The following is a 22,340-nucleotide window of genomic DNA, read 5'->3' as shown; positions in this document are numbered from 1 at the left end:
GGAGACAGGAATGCGACGTATTGCAGTGATGGGCGCCGCCGGGCGCATGGGCAAGACCCTGATTGAGGCCGTGCAGCAAACCCCCGGCGCCGGTCTGACGGCGGCGGTGGATCGTCCCGACAGCACGTTGGTCGGCGCGGATGCCGGTGAGTTGGCTGCGCTGGGTCGTATCGGCGTGCCTCTGTCCGGTGATCTGGATCGGGTGGTCGACGAGTTCGACGTGCTGATCGACTTCACGCACCCGACGGTGACCCTGAAGAACCTGGCGTTCTGCCGTAAACACGGCAAGGCCATGATCATCGGTACCACCGGTTTCAGCGTTGAAGAAAAGCAGTTGCTGGCTGAAGCGGGCAAGGATATTCCGATTGTCTTCGCGGCCAACTTCAGTGTCGGGGTCAACCTGTGCCTGAAGTTGCTCGACACGGCTGCTCGCGTATTGGGCGACGATGTCGATATCGAAATCACCGAGGCTCACCATCGGCATAAAGTCGATGCGCCGTCCGGCACTGCCGTGCGCATGGGAGAGGTGATTGCCGATGCGTTGGGTCGCGACCTGAAAAAGGTGGCGGTGTATGGTCGTGAGGGGCAGACCGGCGCTCGTGATCGCGAGACCATTGGTTTCGCCACTGTGCGCGCTGGCGACATCGTCGGTGATCACACCGTGCTGTTCGCCGCCGACGGCGAGCGTGTCGAGATCACCCACAAGGCATCCAGTCGCATGACGTTCGCCAAGGGTGCGGTGCGTGCTGCATTGTGGCTGGATGGGCGCGAGCCTGGCCTTTACGACATGCAAGACGTGCTCGATCTGCGTTAAGATGCACCCGAAATCGGGCTCGCGCACAGCGTTTGAGCCCGGTTTTGTTCCGCCAAGCGACGTCCTGTCGCATTCTCCAGCCTTTAAGGCTCATTGGCGGTAGACCAAAAAGGCCTTTTTCTGTAAGCTACAGCTTTAGTGTGTCCACTAAAAGCGCGCAGAATAATTCAGTGAAGAAGCGGGGTGACGTGTCCATACGTCACTCCGCTTTTTTACAACCTGCGATCGCCCTTTCAGGCTTTATTTACGGGAGGTCTTCTTGACTAAGCCAGCCATACTCGCCCTTGCTGATGGCAGCATTTTTCGCGGCGAAGCCATTGGAGCCGACGGTCAAACCGTTGGTGAGGTGGTGTTCAACACCGCAATGACCGGCTATCAGGAAATCCTTACCGATCCTTCCTACGCCCAACAGATTGTTACCCTGACTTACCCGCACATCGGCAACACCGGCACCACGCCGGAAGACGCTGAGTCCAACCGCGTCTGGTCTGCCGGCCTGGTCATCCGTGACCTGCCACTGGTGGCGAGCAACTGGCGTAACACGATGTCCCTGTCCGACTACCTGAAGGCCAACAATGTTGTGGCCATCGCCGGTATCGACACCCGCCGCCTGACGCGCATCCTGCGTGAAAAAGGCGCGCAGAACGGCTGCATCATGGCCGGTGACAACATTTCCGAAGCCGCCGCCATTGCCGCCGCCCAGGGTTTCCCAGGCCTCAAGGGCATGGACCTGGCGAAAGTCGTCAGCACCAAGGAAAGCTACGAGTGGCGCTCGACTGTCTGGGATCTGAAAACCGACAGCCACGCGACCATCGAAGCTTCCGAGCTGCCGTACCACGTGGTTGCCTACGACTACGGCGTCAAGGTGAACATCCTGCGCATGCTGGTCGAGCGCGGTTGCCGCGTGACCGTCGTGCCTGCGCAAACACCTGCTGCCGATGTGTTGGCGCTGAAGCCGGACGGCGTATTCCTGTCCAACGGCCCTGGTGATCCGGAGCCTTGCGACTACGCGATCCAGGCGATCAAGGACGTGCTGGAAACCGAAATTCCGGTCTTCGGTATCTGCCTCGGTCACCAACTGCTGGCCCTGGCCTCCGGCGCCAAGACCTTGAAAATGGGTCATGGCCACCACGGTGCCAACCACCCCGTCCAGGATCTGGACAGCGGTGTGGTGATGATCACCAGCCAGAACCACGGTTTTGCCGTAGACGAAGCGACCCTGCCGGCCAACGTTCGCGCGATCCACAAATCGCTGTTCGACGGTACCCTGCAAGGTATCGAGCGTACCGACAAGAGCGCCTTCAGCTTCCAGGGTCACCCGGAAGCCAGCCCTGGCCCGAACGACGTAGCGCCATTGTTCGATCGCTTCATCACCGAGATGGCCAAGCGACGCTGATCGCTCGCCTTGATGTAGCAAGGCTTGAGGGTGGTCCCGATACCGGTGGCCCCCTCAAGGCTTCAGAGATTGAACAAGACGGCTTGCCGACTGACCTGCGGATTTGAGTGACAAACCCATGCCAAAACGTACAGACATTAAAAGCATCCTGATTCTCGGCGCTGGCCCGATCGTTATCGGCCAGGCCTGCGAATTCGACTACTCCGGCGCCCAGGCCTGCAAGGCCCTGCGCGAAGAGGGTTACCGCGTCATCCTGGTGAACTCCAACCCGGCCACCATCATGACTGACCCGGCCATGGCTGACGCCACCTACATCGAGCCGATCAAGTGGCAGACTGTTGCCAAGATCATCGAAAAAGAGCGTCCGGACGCGCTGCTGCCGACCATGGGCGGCCAGACTGCTCTGAACTGCGCCCTGGACCTGGAGCGCGAAGGCGTTCTGGAGAAGTTCGGCGTAGAGATGATCGGTGCCAACGCCGACACCATCGACAAGGCTGAAGACCGTTCGCGTTTCGACAAGGCGATGAAGTCCATCGGCCTGGCGTGCCCGCGTTCCGGCATCGCCCACAGCATGGAAGAGGCCAATGCGGTCCTCGAGAAGCTTGGCTTCCCGTGCATCATCCGTCCGTCCTTCACCATGGGCGGCACCGGTGGCGGTATCGCTTACAACCGTGAAGAGTTCGAAGAAATCTGCGCCCGTGGTCTGGATCTGTCGCCGACCAAGGAACTGCTGATCGACGAATCGCTGATCGGTTGGAAAGAGTACGAGATGGAGGTTGTCCGCGATAAGAAGGACAATTGCATCATCGTCTGCTCCATCGAAAACTTCGACCCGATGGGCGTGCACACCGGCGACTCGATCACCGTGGCACCTGCACAGACCCTGACTGACAAGGAATACCAGATCCTGCGTAACGCCTCCCTGGCGGTACTGCGCGAGATCGGCGTGGAAACCGGTGGTTCCAACGTTCAGTTCGGTATCTGTCCGAACACCGGCCGCATGGTCGTGATCGAGATGAACCCGCGTGTGTCCCGTTCCTCGGCACTGGCCTCGAAAGCCACCGGCTTCCCGATCGCCAAGGTCGCGGCCAAGCTGGCTGTGGGCTATACCCTCGACGAGCTGTCGAACGACATCACCGGCGGCAAGACCCCGGCGTCCTTCGAGCCGTCCATCGACTACGTCGTCACCAAGCTGCCACGCTTTGCCTTCGAGAAGTTCTCCAAGGCTGACGCGCGCCTGACCACTCAGATGAAGTCGGTCGGTGAAGTCATGGCCATCGGCCGGACCTTCCAGGAGTCCCTGCAGAAAGCCCTGCGCGGCCTGGAAGTCGGTGTTTGCGGTCTGGACGAGAAGGTTGATCTGGCCAACCCGGAAAGCATGAGCGTGCTCAAGCGCGAGCTGACCGTGCCGGGCGCCGAGCGTATCTGGTACGTGGCCGACGCCATGCGCGCCGGCATGAGTGTTGAAGACATCTTCGGCATGACCATGATCGATCCTTGGTTCCTGGTGCAGATGGAAGACCTGATCAAGGACGAAGAGAAGGTCAAGACCCTGGGTCTGACCAGCATCGACCGCGACCTGATGTTCCGCCTCAAGCGCAAAGGCTTCTCCGATATGCGCCTGGCCAAACTGCTGGGCGTGACCGAGAAGAGCCTGCGTGCTCATCGTCACAAGCTGGAAATCTTCCCGGTCTACAAGCGCGTCGACACCTGCGCCGCTGAGTTCGCCACCGATACTGCTTACCTCTACTCGACGTACGAAGAAGAGTGCGAAGCGGCGCCATCGGGTCGCGACAAGATCATGATCCTGGGTGGCGGTCCGAACCGTATCGGCCAGGGCATCGAGTTCGACTACTGCTGCGTACACGCGGCACTGGCCCTGCGCGATGACGGGTACGAGACCATCATGGTCAACTGCAACCCGGAAACCGTATCCACCGACTACGACACCTCCGATCGCCTGTACTTCGAACCAGTGACCCTGGAAGACGTGCTGGAAATCGTCCGCGTCGAGAAGCCGAAAGGCGTGATCGTCCAGTACGGCGGCCAGACCCCGCTGAAACTGGCTCGTGCCCTGGAAGCTGCTGGCGTGCCGATCATCGGCACCAGCCCGGATGCAATCGACCGCGCCGAAGACCGTGAGCGCTTCCAGCAGATGGTCCAGCGCCTGAACCTGCGTCAGCCGCCAAACGCCACCGTGCGCAGCGAAGACGAAGCGATTCGAGCCGCCGCCAAGATCGGTTATCCGCTGGTGGTGCGTCCGTCCTATGTACTGGGCGGTCGTGCGATGGAAATCGTCTACGAAGAAGAAGAACTCAAGCGCTACCTGCGCGAAGCGGTTCAAGTGTCCAATGACAGCCCGGTGCTGCTGGACCACTTCCTCAATTGCGCCATCGAAATGGACGTTGATGCGGTCTGCGATGGCAAGGACGTGGTAATCGGCGCGATCATGCAGCACATCGAGCAGGCTGGCGTTCACTCCGGTGACTCTGCGTGCTCGCTGCCGCCGTACTCGCTGCCGGCGCACATCCAGGACGAAATGCGCGAACAGGTCAAGAAAATGGCCCTGGAGCTGGGTGTGGTCGGCCTGATGAACGTACAGTTGGCGCTGCAAGGCGAAGACATCTACGTCATTGAAGTCAACCCGCGCGCCTCCCGTACCGTACCGTTCGTGTCCAAGTGCATCGGTGTTTCCCTGGCGATGATCGCGGCACGCGTGATGGCCGGCAAAACTCTGAAAGAGCTGGGTTTCACCAAGGAAATCATCCCGAACTTCTACAGCGTGAAAGAGGCGGTGTTCCCGTTCGCCAAATTCCCTGGCGTTGACCCGATCCTCGGCCCGGAGATGAAGTCCACTGGTGAAGTGATGGGCGTGGGCGACACCTTCGGTGAAGCGTTCGCCAAGGCCCAGATGGGTGCCAGCGAAGTGTTGCCGACCGGCGGTACTGCGTTCATCAGCGTACGTGACGACGACAAGCCGCTGGTTGCGGGCGTGGCCCGTGATCTGATCAACTTGGGCTTCGAAGTGGTTGCCACTGCCGGTACTGCCAAGCTGATCGAGGCTGCAGGCCTGAAAGTGCGCCGTGTGAACAAGGTGACCGAAGGTCGTCCGCACGTGGTCGACATGATCAAGAATGACGAAGTCACGCTGATCATCAACACCACTGAAGGTCGTCAGTCGATCGCAGATTCGTACTCCATTCGTCGTAATGCCCTGCAGCACAAGATTTACTGCACCACTACCATTGCTGCTGGCGAAGCTATCTGTGAAGCGCTGAAGTTCGGTCCCGAGAAGACCGTGCGCCGCTTGCAGGATCTACACGCAGGATTGAAGGCATGAGCATAACGAAGTACCCAATGACCGTTCAGGGCGCTCGCGCCCTGGAAGAAGAGCACATTCACCTGACCAAGGTCGTTCGTCCGAAGCTTAGCCAGGACATCGGTACGGCCCGCGAGTTGGGTGACTTGAAGGAAAACGCCGAATACCACGCTGCCCGTGAGCAGCAAGGTATGGTCGAGGCGCGGATCCGTGATATCGAGGGTCGCATGCAGAACGCGGTGATCATCGATGTAACGACCATTCCTCACACCGGCAAGGTGATTTTCGGCACAACCGTCGAAATCGCCAACGTCGAAACCGATGAAAGCGTGACTTACCAGATCGTTGGTGAGGATGAGGCTGACATCAAGCTCGGCAAGATCTCTGTCGGCTCGCCGATTGCCCGCGCCTTGATTGCCAAGGAAGAGGGTGATGTGGTTGCAGTCAAGACGCCTGGCGGCGTTATCGAGTACGAGATTGTCGAAGTTCGCCACGTCTGAAGGCCGGCGCCCGTTTCGTGCGGGCGTCATGCTTTGGCAGCTGACCCAGATGTTGTGGGTCGGCGGCTTGTGGTTGTTGCACGTCGGTCTTTTGCCGGTGCTGGGACGAATTGGCCTGGCACCGCTGCTGATCGATGAAATCGCAGGCATGCTCAATACACTGGTAGTGGGATTCGCTACGGCATGTGTGATATTGCAGGTTTTGGTGCTGGTTGAGGCCGAGGGCCTTGTCAGTCTATGGCGGGATATTCGCGGGCAACTACTGTTGATGGCGCTGTATGCGTGCGCGATGTACTTCGCGGTGCGTTTCGGCTGGCCGGATGCCGTGCGTTGGCAGGCGTTCAGCTATCTTGTTCTGGGTTTTACCGGGCTGGTGCTGGTGTTGCAGCCGATGCCGGGATGGAGTGGCAGGGTGCGCGAAGCACACCCTTGACCCTTGTCATCACTTGAAGCGATGGACGTTCGACAGCTGCTTGTTGACGCTGAAGTTCTTGCGGTAGATCAGTGCCATCTTGCCGATGACCTGGACCAGATCCGCTTTGCCGACCTTGCAGAGCTCTGCAATGGACGCCAGGCGCGATTCGCGATCGAGGATGTTGAGCTTGATCTTGATCAGCTCGTGATCCGCCAAAGCGCGTTCGAGTTCGGCTAACACACCTTCAGTCAAACCATTGTCTGCCACAATCAGAACCGGTTTCAGATGGTGGCCAATGGATTTGTACTGTTTCTTCTGCTCTTGAGTGAGCGGCATAATCTGACCCCTGCGTCTGATCTTGTAAAAAGCGGCGGCCAGTTTACCCGAGCGAGTCCGGGACCGCCCAGTTAATCACGACCCGTTTTATTTTCGAGGTGGCCCGTGGCCCGTTCCAAGACAAGCCTTAACTGGCTGAAAGAACATTTCAACGACCCATTCGTCAAAATGGCACAAAAAGACGGGTATCGTTCCCGCGCCAGCTACAAACTGCTGGAGATCCAGGAAAAGGACCGTCTGATCCGCCCGGGCATGAGCGTAATCGACCTTGGGGCGGCCCCTGGTGGCTGGTCTCAGGTGACCAGTCGTCTGATTGGTGGGCAGGGGACATTGATCGCTTCTGACATTCTGGAAATGGACAGCATCCCGGACGTGACCTTCATTCAGGGCGACTTTACCGAGGATGCCGTGCTGGCCCAGATCCTCGATGCCGTCGGAAATAAGGAAGTAGACCTTGTGATTTCCGATATGGCCCCCAATATGAGTGGACTACCGGCCGTGGACATGCCGCGAGCGATGTTCCTGTGCGAGCTGGCACTGGATCTCTCGACTAGGGTGCTCAAGCCCGGTGGTGATTTTTTGATCAAGATCTTCCAGGGCGAAGGTTTCGACGAGTTCCACAAGAGCGTTCGCCAGCAGTTCGAAAAGGTGCAGATGCGCAAGCCGACTTCGTCGCGCGACCGTTCTCGCGAGCAGTACCTGCTGGGCCGTGGTTTCCGCGGACGCAGTGAGAGTTGAGTGAATTTTCGATCAAGGCGATAGGATTTTTGTATTACGCCTTGTCAGAATTAGCGAATATTGTGTAGGAAGTGTTTCACAAAGGGTTACAGACGGCGCCTGCCAAGTTGTAGGTAATGTAGTAAGTTAGGCCGGTGAATATCATGCGAAGCGCGCGCCAGTAGCGGAGCTTGCTTCAGAGGGTAGTTAATTGAACGATATGGCAAAGAATCTGATCCTGTGGTTGATCATCGCGGCTGTCCTGGTGACGGTGATGAACAACTTCTCCAGCCCTAACGAGCCGCAGACCCTCAACTATTCCGACTTCATCCAGCAGGTCAAGGATGGCAAGGTCGAGCGCGTAGCGGTTGATGGCTACGTGATTACCGGCAAGCGCAACGATGGCGACAGCTTCAAGACCATTCGCCCGGCGATCCAGGACAACGGCCTGATCGGCGACCTGGTGGATAACCACGTCGTGGTCGAAGGCAAGCAGCCTGAACAGCAAAGCATCTGGACCCAGCTTCTGGTTGCCAGCTTCCCGATTCTCGTGATCATCGCCGTGTTCATGTTCTTCATGCGGCAGATGCAGGGCGGTGCCGGTGGCAAGGGCGGGCCGATGAGCTTCGGCAAAAGCAAGGCGCGCCTGCTCTCCGAAGATCAGGTGAAGACAACCCTGGCTGACGTTGCCGGTTGCGACGAAGCCAAGGAAGAAGTCGGTGAACTGGTCGAGTTCCTGCGCGATCCGGGCAAATTCCAGCGCCTCGGTGGCCGCATTCCTCGCGGTGTGCTGATGGTGGGTCCTCCGGGTACCGGTAAGACCTTGATCGCCAAGGCTATTGCCGGCGAAGCCAAAGTACCGTTCTTCACTATTTCCGGCTCCGACTTCGTCGAAATGTTCGTCGGCGTGGGTGCCAGCCGTGTTCGCGACATGTTCGAGCAGGCCAAGAAACACGCTCCATGCATCATCTTCATCGACGAAATCGATGCGGTCGGTCGCCATCGTGGTGCTGGCATGGGTGGTGGTCACGACGAGCGCGAGCAGACGCTCAACCAATTGTTGGTTGAGATGGACGGCTTTGAGATGAATGACGGCATCATCGTGATTGCCGCGACCAACCGTCCCGATGTTCTGGACCCTGCGCTGCTGCGTCCGGGCCGTTTCGACCGTCAGGTTGTAGTTGGTCTACCGGACATCCGTGGTCGCGAACAGATTCTCAAGGTTCACATGCGCAAAGTGCCGATGGGTGACGACGTTGCCCCGGCCGTGATCGCTCGTGGTACTCCAGGCTTCTCCGGTGCTGACCTGGCGAACCTGGTGAACGAGGCATCATTGTTCGCTGCCCGTGCCGGCAAGCGCATCGTCGAGATGAAAGAATTCGAACTGGCGAAAGACAAGATCATGATGGGCGCCGAGCGCAAATCCATGGTCATGTCCGAGAAAGAAAAGCAGAACACGGCTTATCACGAAGCGGGTCACGCCATTGTAGGTCGCGTCGTGCCTGAGCATGATCCGGTGTACAAGGTGTCGATCATCCCGCGCGGTCGCGCGCTGGGTGTGACCATGTTCCTGCCGGAAGAAGATCGTTACAGCCTGTCCAAGCGTGCGTTGATCAGTCAGATCTGCTCGCTGTACGGCGGTCGTATCGCTGAAGAAATGACCCTGGGCTTCGATGGCGTGACCACCGGAGCCTCCAACGACATCATGCGCGCCAGCCAGATTGCGCGGAACATGGTGACCAAGTGGGGTCTTTCGGAAAAACTCGGCCCGTTGATGTACGCCGAAGAAGAGGGTGAAGTTTTCCTTGGTCGCGGCGGTGGCGGTCAGAGTGCAAGTTTCTCTGGTGAGACAGCCAAGCTGATCGATTCCGAAGTGCGCAGCATCATCGATCAGTGCTATGGCACGGCGAAGCAGATTCTCACGGACAACCGTGACAAGCTCGATGCGATGGCCGATGCCTTGATGAAGTATGAAACGATTGATGCCGAGCAGATCGACGACATCATGGCGGGTCGTACGCCTCGCGAGCCGCGCGACTGGTCGGGTGGTACGGGTACTTCCGGCACCCCTCCGGTGGTGCAGGATGGGCGTCCGGAAACACCGATCGGCGGTCCTGCTGCTGACGTATAAGGTTCTAAATGACTTCTGTTCAGTCCTCGACCCGGTTGCCTTGCGGCAATCGGGTTCTTGATTTGGCCCAGACGCATGTCATGGGTATTCTCAATGTCACCCCTGATTCTTTCTCCGATGGTGGCCAATACAGCCAGCTCGACGCTGCCTTGCGCCACGCCGAAGCCATGGTGGCGGCCGGCGCGACGCTGATCGACGTCGGTGGAGAGTCCACTCGCCCTGGTGCCAGGGTTGTGTCGCCACTCGAAGAACTGGAGCGCGTAGCCCCCATCGTCGAGCGCATCAACCGCGAGCTGGATGTGATCATCTCGGTCGACACCTCAACGCCTGCCGTCATGCGAGAAGTCGCACGCCTGGGTGCGGGCCTGATCAACGATGTGCGTTCGTTGCGACGCGATGGTGCCCTGGATGCTGCTGCTGTCACCGGGTTGCCGGTTTGTCTGATGCACATGCTGGGCGAACCGGGCGATATGCAGGACAATCCGCAGTATCAGGATGTCACCCGGGAGGTCGGCGAGTTTCTCGCCGAGCGCATGCATCAGTGTTCATTGGCGGGTATTCCCGCTGAGCGGATCATTCTTGATCCTGGCTTTGGCTTCGCCAAAACCTTGCAGCACAATCTGAGTTTGTTCAAGCATATGGAAGCCCTGCATGTCTTGGGGCGGCCCCTGTTGGTCGGGGTTTCGCGTAAGAGCATGATTGGTCAGGCATTGAATCGTCCGGTGGGAGACCGGCTGTATGGTGGTTTGGCGCTCGCGGCGCTGGCTTTGGCGAAAGGTGCGCGTATATTGCGCGTCCATGATGTAGCCGAAACAGTGGATGTGGTGCGGATGATCACAGCAGTGGAATCAGCCGAATAAGAATGAAGGAGCACTTATGAGCAAAAAATATTTTGGCACCGATGGTATTCGTGGGCGCGTCGGTGAGTACCCGATTACTCCTGATTTCATGCTCAAGCTCGGCTGGGCTGCAGGCATGGCTTTTCGCAAGATGGGCGCCTGCAAGGTATTGGTAGGCAAGGACACCCGAATCTCCGGCTACATGTTTGAGTCGGCGCTTGAAGCGGGGCTGACGTCGGCAGGTGCCGATGTGATGCTGCTGGGGCCGATGCCGACTCCGGCAATCGCCTACCTGACGCGCACTTTCCATGCCGAGGCAGGCATCGTCATCAGTGCGTCACATAATCCGCATGATGACAATGGCATCAAGTTCTTCTCCGGCAAGGGCACCAAGCTGCCGGATGAAGTCGAACTGATGATCGAAGAGTTGCTCGATACGCCAATGACTGTGGTGGAGTCGAGCAAGATCGGCAAGGTGTCTCGAATCAACGACGCGTCAGGGCGCTATATCGAATTCTGCAAGAGCAGCGTGCCGACCGGTACCAGCTTCACCGGCCTGAAAATCGTGATCGATTGCGCTCACGGTGCGACTTACAAAGTGGCGCCGAGCGTGTTCCGCGAGTTGGGTGCTGAAGTCGTCGTATTGTCGGCGCAGCCGAATGGATTGAACATCAACGACAATTGCGGTTCGACCCATATGGGGTCGCTGCAGGCTGCCGTCGTGGCCGAGAAGGCTGATCTGGGCATTGCCTTCGATGGTGACGGTGATCGTGTTCAGATGGTTGATCACACGGGAGCGGTGGTGGACGGCGACGAATTGCTGTTCATCATTGCCCGTGACCTGCATGAACGCGACAAGCTGCAGGGCGGCGTGGTCGGAACCCTGATGAGTAACCTGGGGCTGGAGTTGGCCTTGGCGGATCTGGGCATTCCATTGGTGCGCGCCAACGTCGGTGACCGCTATGTCATTGCCGAGCTGCTGGAGCGCAACTGGATCGTGGGTGGTGAAAACTCCGGGCACATCGTGTGCTTCAGCCACACCACCACGGGCGATGCAATTATTGCGGCGCTCCAGGTGTTGATGGCGCTGGGCAGGCGTGACGAAGGTCTGGCGCAATCGCGGCAGGCGCTGCGCAAGTGTCCTCAGGTGCTGATCAATGTGCGTTTCGGCGGCGGCGCAAGCCCTCTCGATCATCCGTCGGTCAAGGAAGCCAGCGAGCGTGTGACCAAGGCCATGGCAGGTCGCGGGCGTGTGCTGTTGCGCAAGTCTGGGACCGAGCCGCTGGTGCGTGTGATGGTCGAGGGCGAAGACGAAGCACAGGTTCGTGGCTATGCCGAAGAGCTGGCAAAACTGGTTACTGAAGTTTCTGCCTGAATTCGGCTTGCCAGCCATGATTGTGTTGGGTAACATCTGCGCCCACTTTGACCGACGAGGTACAGCATGCGTCGCCCTATGGTAGCTGGTAACTGGAAGATGCACGGTACCCGCGCCAGCGTCGCTGAGCTGATCAACGGCCTACGTGACTTGGCCTTGCCGAGCAGTGTTGATGTCGCGGTATTCCCGCCTTTGTTGCATATCAGCCAAGTGGTTGATGGTCTGGAAGGTAAGTCGATTTCGGTCGGCGCGCAGAATTCTGCGGTGGAATCCGGACAAGGTGCGTTGACTGGTGAAGTTGCACCGAGTCAGTTGGTGGATGCAGGTTGTTCCCTGGTGCTTGTCGGGCACTCCGAGCGCCGCCAGATCATGGGCGAGCAGGACGGAATGCTGATCCGCAAGTTCGCAGCGGCACAGGCATGTGGCTTGATTCCGGTGTTGTGCATAGGGGAAACCCTTGAGCAGCGCGAAGCCGGAAAGACTCTTGAGGTTGTCTCGCGTCAGCTGGGCAGTATCATTGAGGAGCTGGGTGTCGGTGCCTTTGCCAAGGCAGTGATCGCTTACGAGCCGGTCTGGGCCATTGGTACCGGGCTAACTGCGACGCCGCAGCAGGCGCAGGATGTGCATGCAGCCATCCGTGCCCAGTTGGCGGTAGAGAATTCTGAGGTCGCGCAAGGTGTGCGGCTTCTATACGGCGGCAGCGTGAAGGCGGCCAATGCGGTCGAACTGTTCGGCATGCCGGATATCGATGGGGGCCTCATTGGTGGGGCTTCCCTGAATGCAGATGAGTTCGGTGCGATCTGTCGCGCCGCGGGAAACTGAAAAAATGCTGGAAACAGTCGTAGTCGTTTTTCATCTGCTGGGTGCATTGGGCGTAGTAGCTCTGGTTTTGCTGCAGCAGGGTAAAGGTGCGGATGCTGGTGCGTCTTTCGGAGCAGGTGCTTCAAATACTGTGTTCGGAAGCCAAGGTTCCTCTACCTTTCTTAGTAAGTTTACTGCTATACTTGCCGCAGGTTTTTTCATAACCAGCTTGGGGTTAGGTTACTTTGCTAAAGAGAAGGCTCACCAGCTGACTCAAGTAGGTCTCCCAAATCCAGCGGTACTGGAAGTTCCAAAGCAACAACCGGCTTCTGATGATGTCCCGGTGCTTCAAGAGCAAAAGTCGGCTACTCCAGCGACTGACGTGCCTCCAGCTCAAGAGCAGAAGTAAGAAGGGTTTCAAACGTAGTATTGCCGAGGTGGTGGAATTGGTAGACACGCAACCTTGAGGTGGTTGTGCCCATAGGGTGTAGGGGTTCGAGTCCCCTTCTCGGTACCAATTAGTCAGGAGAGCCCGCTGTTGCGGGCTTTCTTGCAGGTGGAAGGTTACATTGACCCTGTAGGGGATCGGTCGTATACTTCCGCCCCAGCTTTGTCGCGGGGTGGAGCAGTCTGGTAGCTCGTCGGGCTCATAACCCGAAGGTCGTCGGTTCAAATCCGGCCCCCGCAACCAGTTTAAGGAGCCCCTTTTAAGGGGCTTTTTGTTAGCTGGACACTTTCAACGCCGCTGTTCGACGGCGTTTCAAGGATGGGCGTTTCGCCCATTTTTTTATTTTGCATAGCATGCACATACATGCACTAGGGGGTTCAGGTGTCGAGCAAGCTAGAAGAGTTGCAGGCCTTGCTGGCCCCGGTGGTCGTGGCCCTAGGCTATGAATGCTGGGGTATCGAGTTTTCGGCTCAGGGTCGTCACTCGATGTTGCGCGTTTATATCGATAAAGAAGGCGGCGTTCTGGTGGACGATTGCGCCATCGTCAGCCGTCAGATCAGCGGTGTGCTGGATGTTGAAGATCCAATCTCCGTTGAGTACACCCTTGAAGTTTCCTCGCCTGGCATGGAACGCCCTCTGTTCACTCTTGAGCAGTTTGCAAAATTTGCCGGTGAACAAGTGAAGATCAAGCTGCGCTCGCCTTTTGAAGGTCGACGCAACTTTCAGGGCCTTCTGCGCGGCGTAGAAGAGCAGGATGTCGTGGTGCAGGTAGAAGACCATGAGTTCCTGTTGCCGATCGATATGATCGACAAGGCCAACATTATTCCCAGTTTTGACTGAGGCGTGCCAGATACTGCGGATCCCGCGGATCCAATGGCTTGCGAAAGGCGAGGCGTACGATGAGCAAAGAAGTACTGCTGGTTGTTGAGTCGGTATCCAATGAAAAGGGCGTACCGGCAAACGTGATTTTTGAAGCGCTGGAGCTGGCCTTGGCCACTGCTACCAAAAAGCGTTTTGAAGACGAAGTTGATCTACGTGTGGAAATCAACCGCCACACGGGTGCATACGAGACATTCCGTCGCTGGACGGTCGTCGAAGAAGCAGACCTGGACGATCCGGCCATCGAAACCTGGCCGAGCAAGGTTGCTGAAACGCATCCTGGCGCCAAGGTCGGTGACGTCGTAGAAGAGAAGATCGAGTCCATCGAGTTCGGCCGCATCGCCGCACAGACTGCCAAGCAAGTGATTGTGCAGAAAGTTCGCGAAGCCGAGCGCGCTCAGGTTGTTGACGCTTACCGCGAGCGCCTGGGTGAAATCATCTCCGGCACCGTGAAAAAAGTTACCCGCGACAACGTGATCGTTGATCTGGGCAACAACGCTGAAGCGTTGCTGGCCCGTGAAGACATCATTTCTCGCGAAACTTTCCGGGTTGGCGTGCGTCTGCGTGCGCTGCTCAAGGAAATCCGCACCGAGAACCGCGGCCCGCAGTTGATCCTGTCGCGTACCGCGCCGGAAATGCTGATCGAGTTGTTCCGCATCGAAGTGCCGGAAATTGCCGAAGGCCTGATCGAAGTGATGGCTGCGTCCCGTGATCCGGGTTCGCGCGCCAAGATCGCCGTTCGCTCCAAGGACAAACGCATCGACCCGCAGGGCGCTTGCATCGGTATGCGCGGTTCGCGCGTCCAGGCAGTGTCGGGTGAGTTGGGCGGTGAGCGTGTTGACATCGTCCTGTGGGACGACAACCCAGCTCAGTTCGTGATCAACGCCATGTCCCCGGCAGAGGTTGCGGCAATTATCGTTGACGAAGATGCCCACGCAATGGACATCGCCGTTGGCGCAGACAATCTGGCTCAGGCCATCGGTCGCGGTGGTCAGAACGTGCGTCTGGCCAGCCAGTTGACTGGCTGGACCCTGAACGTGATGACCGAATCGGACATCCAGGCTAAACAGCAAGCAGAAACCGGCGACATCCTGCGCAACTTCATCGACGAGCTGGAAGTCGACGAAGAACTGGCTCAGGTGCTGGTTGATGAAGGCTTCACCAGCCTGGAAGAGATTGCCTACGTACCGTTGGAAGAAATGCTCAACATCGACGGCTTTGACGAGGAAATCGTCAACGAGCTTCGCGCTCGTGCCAAGGATCGCTTGTTGACCAAAGCCATCGCTACTGAGGAAAAGCTGGCAGACGCCCATCCGGCCGAAGACCTGCTCTCGCTTGAGGGTATGGACAAGGATTTGGCGATGGAACTGGCGGTGCGCGGCGTAATTACCCGCGAAGACCTGGCCGAGCAGTCTATTGACGACCTGCTCGACATCGACGGCATTGACGATGATCGTGCCGGCAAGTTGATCATGGCCGCCCGAGCCCACTGGTTCGAGTAATTAGGCGCGGCCTGAGGAGAGAAGTGCATGACGCAAGTCACGGTGAAACAACTGGCCGATGAGGTCAAAACACCGGTAGAGCGCCTGTTGCAGCAGATGCGTGAGGCAGGTCTGCCGCACACCGCCGCCGAAGAAAGTGTGACTGACAGTGAGAAGCAATCGTTGCTGACTCACTTGAAAAGCAGCCACAAGGCGAAAGTGGAAGAACCACGCAAGATTACGCTGCAGCGTAAAACCACCAGCACCCTGCGTGTTGCTGGCAGCAAGAGCATCAGCGTTGAAGTACGCAAGAAGAAAGTCTTCGTACAGCGCAGCCCGGAAGAAATCGAAGCCGAGCGCAAGCGTGAACTGGATGAACGTCGCGCAGTAGAAAATGCTGCTCGTCAGAAGGCTGAAGAAGAAGCCAAGCGTCGCGCCGAAGAAGAAGCGCGTCGCCAGCCTGCTGCTGCGCCGACCGCTCAAGCCGAACCTGTTGCAGCACCTGCTGCGGTGGCCGAGCCAGTTCGCGAAAGCGCACCGGTTGTGGCGGCTGCTCCAGCTCCTGCGGCCGATACCCGCAAGCGCGACGAACAGCGCCGTCCGGACAAGCCACGTGCCGACGACAACAATCGTCGCGGTAGCGGCGATGGCGAGCGCAAAAACGCTCCGCATCGTGCTTCGGTCAAGGAAAAGGCTCCGGCTCCACGTGTTGCCCCACGTACTACCGACGAAGAAAGCGATGGCTTCCGTCGTGGTGGTCGCGGCAAGGCCAAGCTGAAGAAGCGCAACGCCCACGGTTTCCAGAGCCCAACCGGCCCTGTCGTGCGTGAAGTGAAGATCGGCGAAACCATCACTGTTGGCGATCTCGCCCAACAGATGTCGGTGAAGGCTGCTGAAATCATCAAGTTCATGTTCAAACTGGGTACTCCAGCCACCATCAACCAGGTACTGGATCAGGAAACTGCCCAGTTGGTTGCCGAGGAGCTGGGCCACAAAGTGACCCTGGTCAGCGACACCGCCCTGGAAGATTCCTTGGCCGAGTCCCTGAAGTTTGAAGGCGAGGCCGTTTCCCGTGCACCAGTCGTGACCGTAATGGGCCACGTTGACCACGGTAAGACTTCCCTGCTCGACTACATCCGTCGTGCCAAGGTTGCTGCTGGCGAAGCCGGTGGTATCACCCAGCACATCGGCGCATACCACGTTGAAACCGACCGTGGCATGGTGACGTTCCTCGACACCCCTGGTCACGCCGCGTTTACCGCAATGCGTGCCCGTGGTGCCAAGGCGACCGACATCGTGATCCTGGTGGTTGCAGCGGACGACGGCGTGATGCCGCAGACCATTGAAGCTGTCCAGCACGCGGTAGCGGCTGGTGTGCCACTGGTTGTTGCAGTGAACAAGATCGACAAGCCAGGTGCTGACCTCGATCGCATCCGTAGCGAACTGTCGGTTCACGGCGTGACGTCGGAAGAGTGGGGTGGTGACACTCCGTTCGTACCAGTCTCGGCGAAGATGGGTACTGGCGTCGACGAACTGCTCGAAGCCGTATTGCTGCAAGCCGAAGTCCTGGAACTGACTGCAACTCCGTCGGCTCCTGGTCGTGGCGTCGTGGTTGAATCGCGTCTGGACAAGGGCCGTGGCCCGGTGGCTACCGTTCTGGTTCAAGACGGTACCCTGCGCCAAGGCGACATGGTCCTGGTCGGTTCGAACTATGGCCGTGTACGTGCCATGCTCGACGAGAACGGCAAGCCAATCAAGGAAGCAGGTCCGGCTATCCCTGTCGAGATTCTCGGCCTGGACGGTACCCCGGACGCTGGCGACGAGATGAGCGTGGTTGCCGACGAGAAGAAAGCACGTGAAGTGGCTTTGTTCCGTCAAGGCAAGTTCCGCGAAGTCAAACTGGCTCGTGCTCACGCCGGCAAGCTGGAAAACATCTTCGAAAACATGGGCCAGGAAGAGAAGAAGACGCTCAACATCGTCCTCAAATCCGACGTCCGTGGTTCGCTGGAAGCGTTGAACGGTGCCTTGAACGGCCTGGGTAACGACGAAGTGCAAGTGCGCGTGGTCGGTGGCGGCGTCGGTGGTATCACCGAATCCGATGCCAACCTGGCACTGGCCTCCAACGCTGTACTGTTCGGCTTCAACGTGCGTGCCGATGCCGGCGCGCGCAAGATCGTCGAGCAGGAAGGTCTGGATATGCGTTACTACAACGTGATCTACGACATCATCGAAGACGTCAAGAAAGCCCTGACCGGTATGCTCGGCAGCGATGTTCGCGAGAACATCCTGGGTATTGCCGAAGTGCGTGACGTGTTCCGTTCGCCGAAGTTTGGCGCGATCGCCGGTTGCATGGTTATCGAAGGTGTTGTTCACCGTAACCGTCCAATCCGTGTACTGCGTGAAGACATCGTTATCTTCGAAGGCGAGCTGGAATCCCTGCGCCGCTTCAAGGATGACGCTTCCGAAGTACGTGCCGGCATGGAATGCGGTATCGGCGTGAAGAGCTACAACGACGTTAAAGTCGGTGACAAGATCGAAGTCTTCGAGAAGGTGCAGGTTGCTCGCAGCCTCTAACTCGCGCACTTCAGGAGCCGTGACGGGGCGTCGCATGAAAATGCGCAATTCGTCACCAGGACTCTAAACGCAACGCCCGGTCTGGCTTTTGTCAGGCCGGGCGTTTGCCGCTTTCAGACCTCACGGGTTTCACCGTGGGGCAGTAACAGGTAACAAGACATGGCAAAAGAATATAGCCGTACCCAACGCATCGGCGATCAGATGCAGCGTGAGCTGGCACAACTGATCCGTCGTGAAGTCAAAGACCCGCGCGTCGGCCTGGTCACCATTACCGCAGTGGAAGTCAGCCGTGACGTCGGTCACGCCAAGATCTTCATCACCGTGATGGGGCAGGACAGCGCCGAAGAAATTGCACAAAGCATCAAGGTGCTCAACTCCGCCGCCGGTTTCCTGCGCATGCAGTTGGCTCGCGAGATGAAGCTGCGCAGCGTTCCACAGCTGCACTTCCACTACGATGAAAGCGTCGTGCGTGGTGCGCATTTGTCGGCATTGATCGAGCGCGCAGTGGCTGAAGACAATCAGCATCCGGTTGCGGCAGAAGCCGAAGACACCAAGGAGTAATCGGTGGCTCAGGTCAAACGTATCCGTCGTAACATCAGCGGTATTATCCTTCTCGACAAACCGCTGGGGTTTACCTCCAACGCGGCCTTGCAGAAGGTTCGCTGGTTGCTGAACGCCGAAAAGGCAGGTCATACCGGCAGTCTCGATCCCTTGGCCACCGGTGTGTTGCCGCTGTGCTTCGGCGAGGCGACCAAGTTCTCGCAATACCTGCTCGATTCCGACAAGGGTTATGAAACCCTGGCGCAACTGGGCAAGACCACCACCACGGCGGATGCCGAAGGTGAAGTTTTGCAGGAGCGCCCGGTGACCGTTGGTCGCCCCGATATCGAGGCTGTACTGCCGAAATTTCGTGGGCAAATCAGTCAGATACCGCCGATGTACTCGGCGCTCAAGCGTGACGGCCAGCCGCTGTACAAGCTGGCTCGTGCAGGTGAAGTAGTGGAGCGCGAACCGCGTTCTGTTACTATTACGCGCTTGGAATTGCTGGCCTTCGAAGGAGATACTGCGCGGCTGGCGGTGGATTGCAGCAAAGGCACCTATATCCGTACCCTGGTGGAGGATATCGGTGAGCAGCTCGGTTGTGGCGCTTACGTTGCAGAACTGCGACGTACCCAGGCCGGGCCATTCACCCTGGCGCAGACGGTTACCCTCGAAGAGCTGGAAGCGGTACATGCCGAAGGCGGCAACGAAGCGGTCGATCGTTTCCTGATGCCATCGGACAGCGGCCTGCTGGATTGGCCACTGTTGCAGTTCTCGGAAGCGAGTGCGTTCTACTGGCTCAACGGCCAGCCGGTACGTGCCCCGGATGCTCCGAAGTTCGGCATGGTGCGGGTACAGGATCACAATGGTCGCTTCATCGGTATCGGTGAAGTGAGCGAAGACGGGCGCATCGCGCCGCGTCGACTGATTCGGTCAGAATGACCGGACGAGGGTGGCTGTCAACAGGCACGGTCACTACTCATTTTTAGATACAGGGATTTGTCCCTGGCCTGTTGAAACTGTTTTTCTGAAACAGTTTCCTGATAAAAGGATTGCCTCATGGCTCTCGACGTTCAAGAAAAAGCTCAAATCGTAGCTGACTACCAGCAAGCTGTTGGTGACACCGGTTCGCCAGAAGTGCAAGTTGCACTGCTGACCGCAAACATCAACAAACTGCAAGGTCACTTCAAGGCCAACGGTAAAGACCACCACTCCCGTCGTGGTCTGATCCGCATGGTTAACCAGCGTCGTAAGCTGCTGGACTACCTGAAAGGCAAGGATCTGGGTCGCTATCAGACTCTGATCGGTCGCCTGGGTCTGCGTCGCTAATAAGCGATTGCGCTAGAGGTTGGTTGTCTGTCATGCACCAGCGGGTTTCCCGCCGGTGCATGGCAGGCTCCCAGCCTCAAGTTTTATCTGGATACCTGCTTTGCCTGAGTAACACCTGGACAAACCAGTCGGGCCGATTCCCGGCATTGCCCAAGAATTTCGCAAGAAACCAGTTCCCCCAAGAGCCACAAAGAAGGTAGGACACCGTGAACCCGGTAATCAAAAAATTCCAGTTCGGTCAGTCGACCGTTACCCTCGAGACTGGCCGTATCGCCCGTCAGGCCTCCGGCGCAGTATTGGTCACCGTTGACGACGACGTCAGCGTATTGGTGACCGTAGTCGGTGCAAAACAAGCCGATCCAGGCAAGGGCTTCTTCCCTCTGTCTGTTCACTACCAGGAAAAGACTTACGCTGCCGGTAAGATCCCTGGCGGTTTCTTCAAGCGCGAAGGCCGTCCTTCCGAGAAAGAAACCCTGACTTCCCGACTGATCGACCGTCCGATCCGTCCGCTGTTCCCGGAAGGCTTCATGAACGAAGTGCAGGTTGTCTGCACCGTCGTTTCCACCAGCAAGAAGACCGATCCGGACATCGCTGCGATGATCGGTACCTCGGCTGCGCTGGCGATCTCCGGCATTCCTTTCGATGGCCCGATCGGTGCTGCCCGTGTTGCGTTCCACGAAAGCACCGGCTACCTGCTGAACCCGACTTACGAGCAACAGGCTGCTTCGAGCCTGGATATGGTCGTTGCCGGTACTTCGGACGCTGTGCTGATGGTTGAATCGGAAGCCAAAGAGCTGACCGAAGACCAGATGCTGGGCGCGGTACTGTTTGCTCACGACGAGTTCCAGGTTGTGATCAACGCCGTTAAAGAACTGGCCGCTGAAGCTGCCAAGCCAACCTGGACCTGGGCGCCTGCGCCAGAAGCCACCGAGCTGCTGGGCGCTATCCGTGCCGAGTTCGGCGAAGCGATCTCCCAGGCCTACACCATCACCGTCAAGGCCGACCGTTACGCTCGCCTGGGCGAGTTGAAGGACCAGGTCGTTGCCAAGCTGTCCGGTGAAGAAGGCCAGCCATCTTCCAGCGAAGTCAAAGCGGCTTTCGGCGAAATCGAATACCGCACCGTTCGCGAAAACATCGTTAACGGCAAGCCACGTATCGACGGTCGCGACACCAAGACTGTCCGTCCGTTGAACATCGAAGTCGGCGTACTGCCTAAAACCCACGGTTCGGCTCTGTTCACCCGTGGCGAAACCCAGGCTCTGGTAGTCGCGACTCTGGGCACCGCCCGCGACGCACAACTGCTGGACACCCTGGAAGGCGAGAAGAAAGACCCGTTCATGCTGCACTACAACTTCCCTCCGTTCTCGGTAGGCGAGTGTGGTCGCATGGGTGGCGCTGGTCGTCGCGAAATCGGTCACGGCCGTCTGGCCCGTCGTTCGGTTTCGGCCATGCTGCCTGCCGCTGACGTGTTCCCGTACACCATCCGTGTTGTATCGGAAATCACCGAATCCAACGGTTCGAGCTCGATGGCTTCCGTTTGCGGCGCTTCCCTGGCCCTGATGGACGCTGGTGTGCCGATGAAGGCGCCGGTTGCCGGTATCGCCATGGGTCTGGTTAAAGAAGGCGAGAAATTCGCCGTCCTGACCGACATCCTGGGTGACGAAGACCACCTGGGCGACATGGACTTCAAGGTAGCCGGTACCGCCAAAGGCGTCACCGCGCTGCAGATGGACATCAAGATCAAGGGCATCACCGAAGAGATCATGGAAATCGCTCTGGGCCAAGCCCTGGAAGCGCGCCTGAACATCCTCGGTCAGATGAACCAGATCATTGGCCAGTCGCGTACCGAACTGTCGGCCAACGCTCCGACCATGATCGCGATGAAGATCGACACCGACAAAATCCGTGATGTCATCGGTAAAGGCGGCGCGACCATTCGTGCGATCTGCGAAGAAACCAAGGCTTCGATCGACATCGAAGACGACGGTTCGATCAAGATCTTCGGCGAAACCAAGGAAGCGGCTGAAGCAGCACGTCAGCGCGTTCTGGGCATCACCGCTGAAGCCGAGATCGGCAAGATCTACGTCGGCAAGGTTGAGCGCATCGTCGACTTCGGCGCATTCGTCAACATCCTGCCGGGCAAGGACGGTCTGGTTCACATCTCCATGCTGAGCGATGCTCGCGTTGAGAAAGTGACCGACATCCTGAAAGAAGGCCAGGAAGTGGAAGTGCTGGTACTGGACGTGGACAACCGCGGCCGTATCAAACTGTCCATCAAAGACGTGGCGGCAGCCAAAGCTTCGGGCGTTTAATCACGCCTCACGCCTCACGCCTGATCGCTTCAACGTTATAGAAAATGCCCCGCCGTGAAAACGGTGGGGCATTTTTTTTGTCTGTAGATCACAGAGTTGAGTGACGACGTTGCCGTTGCCGAAACTCGGTGCTA

19 protein-coding genes and 2 tRNA genes are annotated in these 22,340 nt (G+C 58.2%); 20 read left to right on the top strand and 1 reads right to left on the bottom strand.

The window, feature by feature from the left end:
* Window positions 1-10: 10 nt before the first annotated feature.
* The 5 genes from dapB (at window position 11) to AC3WTM_RS01645 (ending at window position 6,462) form a co-directional block, all read left to right on the top strand.
* Window positions 11-814: a 4-hydroxy-tetrahydrodipicolinate reductase gene (dapB, locus tag AC3WTM_RS01665; protein WP_057716481.1), complete on the top strand. Its 804-nt coding sequence runs from the start codon at window positions 11-13 to the stop codon at window positions 812-814.
* Window positions 815-1,073: 259 nt separating this feature from the next.
* Complete coding sequence (gene carA, locus AC3WTM_RS01660) at window positions 1,074-2,210, top strand: glutamine-hydrolyzing carbamoyl-phosphate synthase small subunit (protein WP_046038697.1); 1,137 nt, start codon at window positions 1,074-1,076, stop codon at window positions 2,208-2,210.
* A 118-nt stretch (window positions 2,211-2,328) separates the two neighbouring features.
* Window positions 2,329-5,550: a carbamoyl-phosphate synthase large subunit gene (gene carB / locus AC3WTM_RS01655; RefSeq protein ID WP_007988688.1), complete on the top strand. Its 3,222-nt coding sequence runs from the start codon at window positions 2,329-2,331 to the stop codon at window positions 5,548-5,550.
* 2 nt (window positions 5,551-5,552) lie between these two features.
* A complete protein-coding gene (gene greA / locus AC3WTM_RS01650; protein WP_102669179.1) occupies window positions 5,553-6,029 on the top strand; it encodes a transcription elongation factor GreA in 477 nt (158 codons plus the stop codon).
* A gap of 28 nt (window positions 6,030-6,057) precedes the next feature.
* Window positions 6,058-6,462: an MFS transporter gene (locus AC3WTM_RS01645; protein WP_102669180.1), complete on the top strand. Its 405-nt coding sequence runs from the start codon at window positions 6,058-6,060 to the stop codon at window positions 6,460-6,462.
* Between the two features lie 9 nt (window positions 6,463-6,471).
* Here AC3WTM_RS01645 and AC3WTM_RS01640 read toward each other — a convergent pair whose 3' ends face one another.
* The gene (locus AC3WTM_RS01640; RefSeq protein ID WP_007942889.1) at window positions 6,472-6,780 is read right to left on the bottom strand and encodes a YhbY family RNA-binding protein; all 309 of its coding nucleotides are present in this window, start codon (window positions 6,778-6,780) and stop codon (window positions 6,472-6,474) included.
* Window positions 6,781-6,885: 105 nt separating this feature from the next.
* Here AC3WTM_RS01640 and rlmE point away from each other — a divergent pair, with 105 nt between their 5' ends.
* The 15 genes from rlmE to pnp all read left to right on the top strand — a co-directional run bounded on the left by rlmE (window position 6,886) and on the right by pnp (window position 22,206).
* Window positions 6,886-7,518 (top strand): 23S rRNA (uridine(2552)-2'-O)-methyltransferase RlmE, encoded by a 633-nt coding sequence (gene rlmE / locus AC3WTM_RS01635; RefSeq protein ID WP_057716479.1) that lies wholly within the window; start codon window positions 6,886-6,888, stop codon window positions 7,516-7,518.
* Window positions 7,519-7,717: 199 nt separating this feature from the next.
* Window positions 7,718-9,628: an ATP-dependent zinc metalloprotease FtsH gene (gene ftsH / locus AC3WTM_RS01630; protein WP_102669041.1), complete on the top strand. Its 1,911-nt coding sequence runs from the start codon at window positions 7,718-7,720 to the stop codon at window positions 9,626-9,628.
* Window positions 9,629-9,636: 8 nt separating this feature from the next.
* Window positions 9,637-10,488, top strand: a complete 852-nt coding sequence (gene folP / locus AC3WTM_RS01625) for a dihydropteroate synthase (RefSeq protein ID WP_102669042.1) — start codon at window positions 9,637-9,639, stop codon at window positions 10,486-10,488.
* A 16-nt stretch (window positions 10,489-10,504) separates the two neighbouring features.
* Window positions 10,505-11,842 carry a phosphoglucosamine mutase gene (gene glmM / locus AC3WTM_RS01620; protein ID WP_102669043.1) on the top strand — a complete coding sequence of 446 codons (1,338 nt, stop codon included), beginning with the start codon at window positions 10,505-10,507 and terminating at the stop codon, window positions 11,840-11,842.
* Between the two features lie 66 nt (window positions 11,843-11,908).
* Window positions 11,909-12,664, top strand: coding sequence for a triose-phosphate isomerase (gene tpiA, locus AC3WTM_RS01615; protein WP_102669044.1), 756 nt, complete (start codon window positions 11,909-11,911; stop codon window positions 12,662-12,664).
* A 4-nt stretch (window positions 12,665-12,668) separates the two neighbouring features.
* The gene (gene secG, locus AC3WTM_RS01610; protein WP_017336473.1) at window positions 12,669-13,052 is read left to right on the top strand and encodes a preprotein translocase subunit SecG; all 384 of its coding nucleotides are present in this window, start codon (window positions 12,669-12,671) and stop codon (window positions 13,050-13,052) included.
* Between the two features lie 22 nt (window positions 13,053-13,074).
* Window positions 13,075-13,160, top strand: a tRNA-Leu gene (locus AC3WTM_RS01605).
* A 97-nt stretch (window positions 13,161-13,257) separates the two neighbouring features.
* Window positions 13,258-13,334 (top strand) — tRNA-Met (locus AC3WTM_RS01600).
* Between the two features lie 138 nt (window positions 13,335-13,472).
* Window positions 13,473-13,931, top strand: coding sequence for a ribosome maturation factor RimP (gene rimP, locus AC3WTM_RS01595; protein WP_007973115.1), 459 nt, complete (start codon window positions 13,473-13,475; stop codon window positions 13,929-13,931).
* Between the two features lie 59 nt (window positions 13,932-13,990).
* Window positions 13,991-15,472: a transcription termination factor NusA gene (nusA, locus tag AC3WTM_RS01590; protein WP_007988680.1), complete on the top strand. Its 1,482-nt coding sequence runs from the start codon at window positions 13,991-13,993 to the stop codon at window positions 15,470-15,472.
* Between the two features lie 27 nt (window positions 15,473-15,499).
* On the top strand, window positions 15,500-18,025 hold the full coding sequence (infB, locus tag AC3WTM_RS01585) for a translation initiation factor IF-2 (protein WP_057716474.1): 2,526 nt from the start codon (window positions 15,500-15,502) through the stop codon (window positions 18,023-18,025).
* A 159-nt stretch (window positions 18,026-18,184) separates the two neighbouring features.
* A complete protein-coding gene (gene rbfA, locus AC3WTM_RS01580; RefSeq protein WP_007973108.1) occupies window positions 18,185-18,586 on the top strand; it encodes a 30S ribosome-binding factor RbfA in 402 nt (133 codons plus the stop codon).
* Between the two features lie 3 nt (window positions 18,587-18,589).
* Window positions 18,590-19,507, top strand: coding sequence for a tRNA pseudouridine(55) synthase TruB (truB, locus tag AC3WTM_RS01575; RefSeq protein ID WP_102669045.1), 918 nt, complete (start codon window positions 18,590-18,592; stop codon window positions 19,505-19,507).
* A gap of 117 nt (window positions 19,508-19,624) precedes the next feature.
* A complete protein-coding gene (gene rpsO / locus AC3WTM_RS01570) occupies window positions 19,625-19,894 on the top strand; it encodes a 30S ribosomal protein S15 (RefSeq protein ID WP_015093441.1) in 270 nt (89 codons plus the stop codon).
* A gap of 206 nt (window positions 19,895-20,100) precedes the next feature.
* A complete protein-coding gene (gene pnp / locus AC3WTM_RS01565) occupies window positions 20,101-22,206 on the top strand; it encodes a polyribonucleotide nucleotidyltransferase (RefSeq protein WP_007915263.1) in 2,106 nt (701 codons plus the stop codon).
* Window positions 22,207-22,340: the final 134 nt, after the last annotated feature.

Source organism: Pseudomonas sp. EU05-FHT14B02, assembly GCF_058791055.1.
Note: the sequence above shows the minus strand (reverse complement) of the source record. Positions and strands in the feature narration are given on the sequence as shown.

Coding starts and splice junctions, on each gene's coding strand:
- AC3WTM_RS01640 (WP_007942889.1), bottom strand. CDS start 6,780: ATGCCGCTCACTCAAGAGCAGAAGAAACAGTACAAATCCATTGGCCAC.
- infB (WP_057716474.1), top strand. CDS start 15,500: ATGACGCAAGTCACGGTGAAACAACTGGCCGATGAGGTCAAAACACCG.
- AC3WTM_RS01645 (WP_102669180.1), top strand. CDS start 6,058: ATGCTTTGGCAGCTGACCCAGATGTTGTGGGTCGGCGGCTTGTGGTTG.
- tpiA (WP_102669044.1), top strand. CDS start 11,909: ATGCGTCGCCCTATGGTAGCTGGTAACTGGAAGATGCACGGTACCCGC.
- rpsO (WP_015093441.1), top strand. CDS start 19,625: ATGGCTCTCGACGTTCAAGAAAAAGCTCAAATCGTAGCTGACTACCAG.
- dapB (WP_057716481.1), top strand. CDS start 11: ATGCGACGTATTGCAGTGATGGGCGCCGCCGGGCGCATGGGCAAGACC.
- secG (WP_017336473.1), top strand. CDS start 12,669: ATGCTGGAAACAGTCGTAGTCGTTTTTCATCTGCTGGGTGCATTGGGC.
- rbfA (WP_007973108.1), top strand. CDS start 18,185: ATGGCAAAAGAATATAGCCGTACCCAACGCATCGGCGATCAGATGCAG.
- carB (WP_007988688.1), top strand. CDS start 2,329: ATGCCAAAACGTACAGACATTAAAAGCATCCTGATTCTCGGCGCTGGC.
- folP (WP_102669042.1), top strand. CDS start 9,637: ATGACTTCTGTTCAGTCCTCGACCCGGTTGCCTTGCGGCAATCGGGTT.
- glmM (WP_102669043.1), top strand. CDS start 10,505: ATGAGCAAAAAATATTTTGGCACCGATGGTATTCGTGGGCGCGTCGGT.
- ftsH (WP_102669041.1), top strand. CDS start 7,718: ATGGCAAAGAATCTGATCCTGTGGTTGATCATCGCGGCTGTCCTGGTG.
- nusA (WP_007988680.1), top strand. CDS start 13,991: ATGAGCAAAGAAGTACTGCTGGTTGTTGAGTCGGTATCCAATGAAAAG.